An 11602-nucleotide genomic window follows, 5' to 3' on the forward strand; every position below is an offset into this window, starting at 1 on the left:
GCGGCTAGCTTCCTAGTTTGCTCTTTGATTTTCATTGAGTATTAAATTCTCTACGATTTACCTCTATTATATCACTTTAGAGACCGGTCTCTCTAACTCCATTATCAAAAAATGACTGCCCACTTTCGTGTTCAGTCATTTGAATGTATTTGTAATTATTTTTCTAAAGGTTTACGAAGGTAACCATAAACTACACCACTAACAAGTGCTCCAATCAAGACAAAGACAAGGTAAAGAAGGGCATTTGTTGTAAGGGCGATAACGAAGATTCCTCCGTGAGGTGCCATCAGTTTGATACCTGCAAGACCAACAAGTCCACCTGCCACTGCTGAACCAAGGATAAAGCTTGGGATAGCACGAGCTGGGTCAGCCGCACCAAATGGAATCGCTCCTTCAGTGATGAATGACAAGCCCATAACGATGTTAGTCAAACCTGAGTTGCGTTCTTCTTTTGTGAATTTATCTTTAAAGAGAAGAGTTGCGACGAAGATCGCAAGTGGTGGAACCATTCCTCCAGCCATAACTGCTGCCATGGCTACTGAACCACCTGTTGACACTGTTGCTGCAAGAGTACCAGTACCAAAGACATAAGCTGCTTTATTGACAGGTCCACCCATATCGACAGCCATCATACCTCCAAGAACGATACCAAGAAGGACAGCTGAACCGCCTCCAAGACCGCCAAGGAAGTCGTTCATAGCAGTGTTGATTGCTGCCATTGGGATGTTAACAGCAAGCATGACAAATCCTGTCAAGACTGTTCCAAGAAGTGGCAAGAGAAGGATGATTTAGCACCTTCAAGCGAACGAGGAACTTTCACGTATTTTTTAACTAAGAGTACCAAGGCACCTGCGATAAATCCACCAACAAGAGCTCCTAGGAAACCTGATGATACACCTGCAAGGGCTGAAGTTGCTTCACCACCTTGAGCATAAGGGATTTTACCAAAGGCAAAACCTTCTTTGGCAATAGCTCCAGCTACGAAACCTGCTACCAAACCTGGTTTTTCAGCGATTGAGTAGGCAACATATCCTGCAAATACTGGAAGCATCAAACCAAAGGCTGCGCCACCGATTTTCATGAACATAGAAGCGAGTTCATGGTAAGAACCAAGATTTCCAAGGCTATCATTTGGCACACCCATTGCACCATCAATCAAGAAGGCTAGGGCAATCATGATACCACCACCGATAACGAATGGCAACATTTGAGATACACCACTCATCAAGTGTTTGTAGAAAGCACCACCGATACTTTGTTTTTCGTTAGACGCTGTTGAAGCTTTTGCTCCGTTAGCAGCATGATAAACTTCAGCATTTCCAGAAAGAGCCAAGTTGATCAACTCTTCTGTCTTACGAATACCATCTGCTACTGGACGATTTACCAATGGTTTGCCATCGAAACGATCCATTTCAACTGCTTTATCTGCAGCGATAATGACAGCTTTAGCCTTACGGATATCTTCTGCTGTCAATTGGTTACCTACACCGCTGGCACCATTAGTTTCAACCTTGATACCAACACCCATTTCAGCAGCCACTTTTTGAAGAGCTTCTTGAGCCATATAAGTGTGGGCAATTCCTGTTGTACAAGCTGTAACTGCTACGATAAAGTCATCAGAATCATTTGCAGGAGCCTGAGCTGGTTCCTCAGCTTTTTCTGATGCTTGATCAAAGAGTTCAATAACTTGATCAGCTGATGTTACTTGACGAAGTTTGTCAGCAAAACCGTCTTTCATCAAGTATTGAGACAATTCTGCCAAGGCAGCCAAGTGAGTATCATTGGCACCTTCTGGAGCAGCAATCATAAAGAAGAGGTCAGTTGGTTGTCCATCTAAACTTTCATAGTCAACACCCTTGTTTGACTTAGCGAAGAGAACTGTTGCTTCTTTAACAGCAGCATTTTTGCTGTGTGGCATAGCGATACCATCACCCAAACCTGTAGAAGTCAAAGCTTCACGCGCCAAGATTCCTTCTTTAAAAGTTTCAAAATCTGTCACGTATCCGTGTTCTACCAAGCTATGAATCATTTCTTCGATAGCTGCTGTTTTTTCAGTTGCTTGTAAATCAAGCAACATGACATCTTTTCTCAATAAATCCTGAATTTTCATCTTTTTTCTACCTCAACTTTTTCATAAGTTTCTTTAATAAATGCTGCAGTTGCCAAGTCATCAGAGAAGGTAGTTGCTGTTCCACAAGCCACTCCCCATTTGAAGGCTTCTACTGCGTCTTTTGATTTGACAAACTCACCAGTAAATCCAGCAACCATAGAGTCACCAGCACCAACTGAGTTTTTCACTGTTCCCTTGATCGGTTTAGCAAAGTAGGCTCCCTCTGATGTTACCAGAAGGGCACCGTCACCAGCCATAGAGATGATAACGTTTTGAGCACCTTTAGCCAGCAACTCTCGAGCGTATTTTTCAATCTCATCTAAGCTTTCGAGTTTCACTCCAAAGATAGCTCCAAGTTCATGATTGTTTGGTTTGACCAAAAGTGGTTGATAATCCAAACTATCAATCAAGGTCTGACCTTCAAAGTCACAGACCACTTGAGCACCCGTCTGACGGGTCAAGGCAATCAAATCCTTATAGATGACATTGCCTAAGTTTTTAGCACTTGAACCAGCAAATACCACTGTATCTTCTGCTGTTAGACTTGAAAGAATAGCTTTTAGCTCTTCCAATTGCTCAGGCTCAACTGTAGGACCAGTTCCGTTGATTTCAGTTTCTTGATCCGCTTTAATCTTGACGTTGATACGCGTATCTTCTGCTACTTGAACAAATCGGGTTTCAATTTGTTCTTCAGCTAAAGTATCTGTGATAAATTTACCAGTAAAACCTCCGATAAATCCAGTCGCTGTATTTGGAATATCCAATCGTTTCAAGACACGGCTAACATTGATTCCCTTACCACCAGCAAACTTATCATCACTATCCATACGATTAACACTACCAACTTCCACTTTATCCAGACGAACAATGTAGTCAATAGATGGATTTAGCGTGACTGTATAAATCATACTTCGATAACCTCCGTTTTTTCTTTAATAGCTGGCAAGAGTTCGTGACCCTTGCTTGTAATGACAATAGCTCTTTTTATAGGCGCAACCTTAGCGAAACAAGACTGACCTATCTTGGATGAATCCGCCAAAATATAGGTTTGTTTGGCATTTTCTAAGATAGCTCGCTTAACAGCTCCCTCCTCCATATCTGGAGTTGTATAATAACCATCATCCACACCGTTCATTCCGATAAAGGCACGGTCAAAGTGTAGTTGGTTAATCTGGTTAAGCGCGACACCACCGATGCTGGCATCAGTCGTCATCTTAACCCCACCACCGATAATCACAGTTGGAATTTGCTTATCCACTAATTGTACTGCATGGTGAATGGAGTTAGTCACAACAGTAATGTCTTTTCGCTCCAATTCCTTAATGAGAAAGGCTGTTGTACTTCCTGCATCCACAAAGATAACATCTTTTTCTTTGATGAGGGAAGCTGCTTTTTGCGCAATCAATTTTTTCTCTTGAAGGTTTTTGACAGATTTCTCTTGAATGGTTTCTTCTTCTTGCAAGGAGCGAGGCAACTCTGCTCCTCCATGAACTCGGCGAAGTTTATTTTCCGATTCCAATTCATCTAAATCTCGTCTAACCGTTGATTCTGACGTGTCTAACAAACCTACTAATTTCTCTAGAGAAATGACTTTATGTTTGCTCAGCTCCTCTAAAATCAATTTTTTTCTCTCGGTTTTTAGCACTTACTCACCTCCTGTTAACGATTACAATAATCATTCTACCACAAAAAAAATCAAAGTCAAGCACTTTTTGTCACTTTCTTTCATTTTCTATCATTTTGCCAATTGTTTGAATTTTATTTGCAAGATAATTCCCTTTATGATAAACTATTTTAGTAAGTATTGGAAGATTACTCAAGAGGCTTAAGAGGCCGTGTTGGAAACGCGGTAGGCGTGTGAAAGCGTGCGTGGGTTCGAATCCCATGTCTTCCGTTGCTATAGTGTAGCTGCATCTTCATGCAGCTTTTTTATAATGGATTTTCGTCTAAGATGAGAATTGCTAAATTTGCTTGACTAAAACTCACCACAAGGAAATAATCCAGCAAATCTCTGCATTAAAAAACGCATAGTATCAATGTTTGTAAACACTTGATATTATGCGTTTTTTATGATCATCATCTAACTTTTAAACGTTTAGTAAATAGCTAATTTAAAATCAAGTTGCAATTCATGTCATTATAATACATTCTCTATTTACCAAAATATTTTAATAGGACTATGGATTGTTCTTAGTAACTCCGCAGAATTCGCCAAATCTGATACTCTACTAAAATCTTTACGAGCTTGTTCAGATAAAACAATACCACCTGGAAATAACTCACGACTAAAAAATTCATAAAAATATCTAAAAGCTTGAGCAAATGCAACACCATCTAATTTCATTTCGGATACTATTTTACTAACTAGACTATAAGCTTGGAAATATTGTTGTTGAGGTAAGTTCATTTCTTTAAAGCTAGTTTCAAATTCTACAATTGCATCTAAACATTGATTTCTAAATTGTTGATTCATTTCGATACTCCTTCATTACTATAACATACTGCTATTATCACAGCCATTTCTGATACAACACATTTTACTACAGATTCTATATTCATTTTGAAATTCCGAGAGTTCCAATTCGATTTCGTATATAGATAATCATTCCTACAAATAATATTATCTGAAAACATTCAAATGATAATTACAATCCTATATGGAATGTCTCCTACAATATCATGAATAACACACAAATTACATGACTTAATATAAAATTTAAAAATCTGAATTATTTTTAAAATTTTTATACTCTCTAAAAACACCTCTATAATACATAGTCAGACCTAATATAGCAATAAATTTATGAATAATAGTATTTGATTCTAATAAAATATTTAGGACTAAAACCGTCATTATAAAACTAATTGCAATTATCAAACGATGCTTCATTTGTACCTCAACTTTCTATTTCGTAGAAAAAATTCAGTTCCTATTCAAAAGCCTATAATAGCTTCACCAAGTTCTATTATACAAATCCCAAAAGATCTTGAAAACGTCCAGAATGATTATAATATGATTCCCCAAAATATGATCTAGACACAATTACTTAATATCATTCTGCATTACTAGTTTAATTTGATACAGTGAAAATCGAAAAATTATTAGCAATAATAAAAAGCCGTTTCCAAAAAACAAGAAATACATTGCTAAATCACTCTTTAAATAGTATAAAAACCAAATAAGCATCCAAAGTATACTCATTTTTATAAAGATATTACTTACTATCCATTCAATCTTTAGCAAGAGATGATTAACTATATTCATTATTACAATCTCCATATTTCCATCCTCATCATATCTATAGCTCAATCACTTTACTACTATGTCTCAAAAGAATTTATTATTATAAAGTGCATATTTAATTTATTCATACGTAACCTCATTCCTTTTTTGAAATATGTAATTCGATATTATTTGAGCAAATAATGTATCCTACTGTGAATAATACTACAAATATATGAGTATAAAATAATACAGAAGACGACTTATAGCCATTTATAACAACAAAGATAATTGATAATAGTAACAGAAAAAAAGTAGGTGCTGAAATCTTTTTAATAAATTGCTTGTATCGATTAAAGCATAGTTCAGAACTAGTGTTTCCTCTCTTCTTATTATGCGTAAATAAGTGAATCAGCAACTCAAAAAACACACTACCTACAGAAAGAACTAAAACTTCGCTTATTGTAACATTTAGAACTATTTCAAGCGCACGTATTATAAAAAAGACGTAAAAAGAGCTAAAATTAGCCTAAATTTCCCACTTTCCATTAACTAACCCCTTTTCTATAAAGATTTAGCGATAGCCCATATACCTGTGCAATATTGTGCTCCTAAAATACCTCCAGCCCAAGTTCCAGCTCCTGATACAACCAAACTACCAATCATTGCTCCTGCTAATGTGCAAATTCCTGTCGCCTGAGCAACTTCCCCTACACTAACTGTTCCTCCCTCAATGCTAGCCAGCATTTCGGTATCCAAAACATCAAATTGAATCGGTGTCTTTGTTTCCATGAGGAATACCTCCATATTAATTTTTATTATTTTTGTCAGATTATAACCTTGATGAATTTAATATAAGTATAGCAAAAGATTAATTTCCTCAAAATCTTTAAATGTAAGTTTTACATTATGAGATAGCTTTTTAATATCCTCGATATTAAAAAGCTATCTTCAAGTTGACATGATAGATAAATTCTCCAACTTACTTTAAATTAGAAAATGTTATAGCGAGCATATTTAAGAAAGCTCCTTTACCTCTCTCTTGATGAGGTATCTTTGCAATTAAGCTAGCAAATTCTATCACATTTTTCGGCGCCAGATATTGATGAGTCATCAAATAAATAGACAAGTCATTACTTAATCTACCTATAGCTCCAAATTCATCATTTTTTATTGAGGTTTCTCCATTCAAAAATATTTTTTTTAATTGAACATCATGAGAAACTTCATCAGACAATAATAAGTTATCAATATGATTTAATATCTCTTGTTTTTTCATTATGGAATAATAACTCCTATATAATAGATATTTTTTGTCAGATTGTAACCTTGACAAGTTCAGTATAGCAGAACAAAAGAGATTTTTACCACTAAGTCTTTAAATGTACGATTTTCATCACGAAACGTATTTTTTCATGATTTGTAACCATTCATTTTATTTTAATTATAAACCATGACATAAGAAAACGAGTATCTCCATCTACGGAATACTCGTTTTTTGATAGTTAGAAGTAGGGTTTTGCCCAGCCTCTATGTAACATGCTCAAAACTTTTTAAAATACATTAATATCAAAAAAGCTGATAGCCTAATGAAGAGTCAAATGTTGCTAACTCCACTTATTTTCAAATTTAAATAGACACATTATCGGAGTTATTAGTAAGAAAAAATCTAACCAATTTAGATATTTCATAATATAGGATATAATACCAGCCATAACGAAAAGGTACAAAGCTGTACGATATCCTCTCTTTGGATTTTTATCAGACTTAGTATTAAAAATAATGTATACACAACAAATTGCAATGAGTATAAGTTGAATCATAGTTTCATTTGACATAGTAAAACCTCTTCTTTTTTAAACTATTTTGGTGGTCTCAATTCAGAAGCTAAATAGCTACCTACGATAGCACCCTACAGCGCAAATCAAGTAAGCTTGAGGCACTCCTTAAAATATTCAATAGAATATCCTAAGAGTGGTCGCTCTTTTAAAGTTCTATTTCCAGAATCTGTGTAAAGACATAATTTTTACTTGTAGTTTTCAAACATACATTTGGATAAGATTTTAAAATTTTCCGAACATTGGCCAATCCTAGACCCCGACCTACGCCTTTTGAAGAATTGTCACGCTTGAATATATCTCTCAATTCTATCTCTCTTTCTAAAGTAGAATTTTTTACAATCATGACTAATTTATTCCATTCTGTATCCTCAAGGAAACAAACTGCTATTCCTCCTTCTGCTGCGGACTCAATAGCATTATCTAACAAGATAGAAGTAATTGTTAAGAAGTCAATTTGTTCCATATTTTTTATAGAGAACTGTTCACCAATCTCCAGGGAAACTGGAACGGATAAGTTTTGGGCCTCCGATAACTTAGATAATAGTAAACTCTTTAGCGCCAAATCATTGATATTTCTTAGATGTGCTACATCAAAACGCTTACCTTTTAATTTTTCACCAGAATTTTTCAAAACACTATCATAGACTTGAGAAACCAGATTAATATCTTTTTGATCTATACCTATTTTTAAGCTCGATAAAATATTAGCATAATCATGTCTAAAGCTTCTAATTTCTTGATACAGCCCCTCAACTTGTTGACTATAATTACTAAGATTTTGCAATTGAATTTCTTTTTGTAGAACGACTTTCTCCTGTAGTTCTTGAAGTAATCTTCTATCCAAGAGATTAACAAAACAAATAAACAATAAAAAGTAAACTGCTGTCAATAATTCTTTATAATCCAACATTCTATCCCAACTTACTTTATCACTGTAGTTTATATAAGATGGTAAGATAAAATAGGCTAGCATTAAAATATCCGCAGTAATTAAAATAAATTTTGTCTTTCTATCCAAGTTCTTTATTTTTAAATGACTAAAATTATATCGAAAGAGACTAATAAGAAAAAACACAATAATTTCAGCTAATAAAGAGAAAATCATTGTTCCTAGATTAGTTTCATATAGTCTATACAATATTGGAATCTTAAAAATTATAAAGTAACCTAAAAAATTTCTGATGACATCCCAAAATCCAAGTGGAAATAATGAGTAAAAAAGTAATAAAGAAACCTTACTTCTTAATTTACTAATAGACAAAGTATATAGGATAAAAAAGGTGGGATAAAGCAATAATGACCCAAGAAAGTAAAATCCAGTTGATTTAAATAAAACAATAAATAGGAATGATAAAAGATGGAACAGAATAATGGACATTACTACTTTTTTTAGATTTAATTTCTCACCTACAACCTTAGTATGGATACATAACAATAGAAAAACACCTATAATATTTAGAAAAAATATCATCTAAATCTCCTTAGTCATGAAGTCTTTCGATAGCTTTCATAAGTGGACGAATTTTTAATCTAGAGACAATACAAGAGGACCCGTTCTGAAAATGAACTAATCGATTTTCTTTATCAATTAAAGATATATTATAAGGATTTACGATAAATGATCTATGACATTGAAATAAACGTGGTTCCTGTTTAAGAATATCTGACAATTGTCCATAAAATTCAACTATGTCTCGTTTGGAATAGAGAGTCAACTTATGAGCAATTGTTGATGTTTCAATATACAATAAATCTTTAAAAGGGACTTGAATTTGAGCTTTGGATCCTGTAAATATAAAAGAGTCCTCAGATACTGTTCTTCTTTGATTATCTCTAACACTTGAAATAACATTTTCAATTCGTTTGATAAATAATGGTTCAGGTAATTCTTTATCAATGAAATCAATAGCTGATACTAAATATTCAAAAGATACAGGCATAAACTCAGAATGTGATGTTACAAAAGCAATCACTGCTTGAGAATCAAGTTTTCTAATTTCTCTAGCAACGTCTAATCCTCTTTTGTCATCATCTTTTATTTCAATATCAAGTAAAAATAATTGATGATTTCCTCTCTCTGAAATGTCCTCTAAAAGCTGTTGAGGTTTTCCATAAACCTCAAAATGCCTATACTCAACCTTATTATCCACCAAAATTTTTTTGACAATATTTTCAATTCTAGTCTGTTGTAAAAAATTATCTTCTAGTATAAAAATATTCACTACTTCACTCCTATATATTTTTCCACTGATTTTTTAATATTGTAAAGTGTCTTCTAGAACAAGCGATGTCTGATACTCTATCATCCAGAAACATAATCGTTCTTGTCTCATGATTAAATCCTGCTATTTTATCTTTATTCACAAGAAACTTTCTATGGCATCTAATAAGTTCTTCTGTACTTTCTGCTTCAATTTTAGATAGTGAGGTTGAAGCTTCAAAATTCCCTTCGGCTGTTACAAAAAGAACAGCATGAGCTTTTGTTGGGTGCGTTGTGACATAATAAATTTTAGAAAGTGGAACTTTCACTACAGCTCTTCCTTGATGTAAAATATATTCTTTCATATTCAGCCTCCTTCTATTACTCTTATCTTATCAAAACTATGGAAACTAAATTGTTGTAAATCTTCAATGGTTTTTATAATGTCTTGATTGGTAAAAATGTAGACTGTTTGCATATTTCATGAGAAAATAAATAACTTTAATATTCCTGTAAAATACTCCCATACTTTAAGAGAGGAATACTACGAAACCAATTCAAATTTTAGTTTATATTTTATTTCAATAAATTTGCTTTATTATTTTGTAAAAACAGTGAGGAAAATAATAAATTTCCTAAGATATAAAATTACTTACAAATATAAATCCTATACCTATATTATCATAAAATCACAATTTTTAACATCTAAAAAGGGACTTCACCCTGTACATTACACAGGACGAAATCCCTTTTGTATATTCTTTGTCTAACTTTTTGGAATCCAGTGAATTTAACTCTCGGGTGATTTTTTTCTACTTCATGTTAAAAGATCTTAAAAAATATCAAACAGCAATTTCACATTGAGGATGGTCAAGATAATGGAAACGATATAACCAAGGATGGTATTCCATTTGGCATTGGTAAATTCTCCCATCAGTGATTTTTTTGAAGTAAGATAAATCAAGGGGAAGATTGAAAATGGAAGAGCGATTGAAAGAAAGACCTGTGAATAAACCAATAACTGATCCAAGGTTTTTTCTTGATGACCAAACAGAACTGCTACTATCATGACAGGCAGTAAGGCAAAGAGACGAGTCGCCAAACGAATGAACCACTGTGGCAATCTCATATGTAAGAAACCTTCCATAACGATTTGGCCTGTCAAGGTACCTGTGATAGTCGAATTCTGACCACTGGCTAATAGGGCCAAGGCAAACAAGGTTGATAAGGTTGAGCTAGCTATAGCTCCCGCAATGGTTGAATCCTGCAGGGCGTTATACATTTGAGAAAAGGCAGAAATCTCAGATGCATGTCCGAAAAAGAGGGCCGCTCCTAAGATCAAAAGAAGGGAGTTAACCACAAAGGCCAAGGATAATTGGAGATTAGAATCCCAGGTCATAAAGCGCACGGCTTTTCGAACATCATTCTTGTCCTTGTGATTGATTTTCCGAGTTTGAGACAAGGAAGAATGTAAATAGAGGTTGTGGGGCATCACTGTCGCACCCACGATACCTAACGCCAAGGTTAATTGACTTTCATGCCCAGGCAGAGGACTCTCAAATAAGGTTGCATTTGGCAGATAACCTTCAACGATTCCTTGGAAGCTTGGATGTGACAAAGCTACTAGGTAAGTAAAGATTGCTAAGATCGTTAAAATTAGCGTGGTCACGATTGCTTCTATCTTCTTAAAGCCAAACTTCATCAGTAGCAATAAGAGAAAGACATCTAAAACCGTCAAGAGGATGGCTATCATAATCGGAATTTTAAAGAGAAGATTGAGGGCAATGGCTGAACCTAGAACTTCTGCCAAATCCGTCGCCATCAAGGCCAACTCCAAAATCACCCATAGACTATAACGAAGCCATTTTGGTGAATGGTGTGCCGTTGCTTGAGCCAGGTCCATCTGAGTTACAATTCCAAGCTTTCCTGCCATCTGCTGAAGTTGCATGGCAATAAGCGATGAAATCAGGATAACAAACAAGAGACTATACTTATAGGAAGCCCCACCGACAACACTTGTAATCCAGTTCCCTGGATCCATATAACCAACTGCCACAAGGGCACCTGGACCCAAGAAGGCCTTTAAATTTTGCCAGAAATGATTATTATTTGGAGTATCGATAGATTGATTAATCTCAGAGAGTGACACTTTTTTATGAGAAGACATAGATACTTACCTCTTTCTAATCTTGTCTTTTCCTACTATTCTAATATTGAGAAGCCGAGAT

General features: G+C 34.7%; 9 protein-coding genes, 1 tRNA gene and 1 pseudogene. 1 reads left to right on the forward strand and 10 read right to left on the reverse strand.

From position 1 onward, the window contains the following. Window positions 1–155: 155 nt before the first annotated feature. From AAFQ93_RS08310 to AAFQ93_RS08320, 3 genes and pseudogenes are all read right to left on the reverse strand, one after another. Window positions 156–2110: pseudogene (locus AAFQ93_RS08310) on the reverse strand (fructose-specific PTS transporter subunit EIIC). Then, complete coding sequence (gene pfkB / locus AAFQ93_RS08315; RefSeq protein ID WP_301559723.1) at window positions 2107–3018, reverse strand: 1-phosphofructokinase; 912 nt, start codon at window positions 3016–3018, stop codon at window positions 2107–2109. Before pfkB ends, AAFQ93_RS08310 begins: the two are co-directional and overlap by 4 nt. Beyond that, on the reverse strand, window positions 3015–3755 hold the full coding sequence (locus AAFQ93_RS08320; RefSeq protein ID WP_375555167.1) for a DeoR/GlpR family DNA-binding transcription regulator: 741 nt from the start codon (window positions 3753–3755) through the stop codon (window positions 3015–3017). Before AAFQ93_RS08320 ends, pfkB begins: the two co-directional genes overlap by 4 nt. Window positions 3756–3916: 161 nt before the next feature. Here AAFQ93_RS08320 and AAFQ93_RS08325 point away from each other — a divergent pair. After that, window positions 3917–4004 (forward strand) — tRNA-Ser (locus AAFQ93_RS08325). A gap of 261 nt (window positions 4005–4265) precedes the next feature. Here the strand turns inward: AAFQ93_RS08325 and AAFQ93_RS08330 are convergent. The 7 genes from AAFQ93_RS08330 to AAFQ93_RS08360 all read right to left on the reverse strand — a co-directional run bounded on the left by AAFQ93_RS08330 (window position 4266) and on the right by AAFQ93_RS08360 (window position 11541). Continuing rightward, the gene (locus AAFQ93_RS08330) at window positions 4266–4583 is read right to left on the reverse strand and encodes a hypothetical protein (protein ID WP_375555168.1); all 318 of its coding nucleotides are present in this window, start codon (window positions 4581–4583) and stop codon (window positions 4266–4268) included. 1314 nt (window positions 4584–5897) lie between these two features. Beyond that, window positions 5898–6125 carry a Blp family class II bacteriocin gene (locus tag AAFQ93_RS08335; RefSeq protein ID WP_375555169.1) on the reverse strand — a complete coding sequence of 76 codons (228 nt, stop codon included), beginning with the start codon at window positions 6123–6125 and terminating at the stop codon, window positions 5898–5900. Window positions 6126–6315: 190 nt separating this feature from the next. Next, window positions 6316–6612 (reverse strand): bacteriocin immunity protein, encoded by a 297-nt coding sequence (locus tag AAFQ93_RS08340; protein WP_049509274.1) that lies wholly within the window; start codon window positions 6610–6612, stop codon window positions 6316–6318. Window positions 6613–7319: 707 nt separating this feature from the next. Next, a complete protein-coding gene (locus tag AAFQ93_RS08345) occupies window positions 7320–8645 on the reverse strand; it encodes a GHKL domain-containing protein (protein WP_375555170.1) in 1326 nt (441 codons plus the stop codon). Between the two features lie 10 nt (window positions 8646–8655). Continuing rightward, window positions 8656–9396, reverse strand: coding sequence for a response regulator transcription factor (locus AAFQ93_RS08350; RefSeq protein ID WP_223139926.1), 741 nt, complete (start codon window positions 9394–9396; stop codon window positions 8656–8658). Window positions 9397–9406: 10 nt separating this feature from the next. Next, window positions 9407–9739, reverse strand: coding sequence for a LytTR family DNA-binding domain-containing protein (locus tag AAFQ93_RS08355; RefSeq protein ID WP_223139927.1), 333 nt, complete (start codon window positions 9737–9739; stop codon window positions 9407–9409). Window positions 9740–10206: 467 nt separating this feature from the next. Then, on the reverse strand, window positions 10207–11541 hold the full coding sequence (locus tag AAFQ93_RS08360) for an Nramp family divalent metal transporter (RefSeq protein ID WP_004260041.1): 1335 nt from the start codon (window positions 11539–11541) through the stop codon (window positions 10207–10209). Window positions 11542–11602: the final 61 nt, after the last annotated feature.

The organism is Streptococcus nidrosiense, assembly GCF_042140045.1.
Taxonomy (GTDB): Bacteria; Bacillota; Bacilli; order Lactobacillales; family Streptococcaceae; genus Streptococcus; species Streptococcus nidrosiense.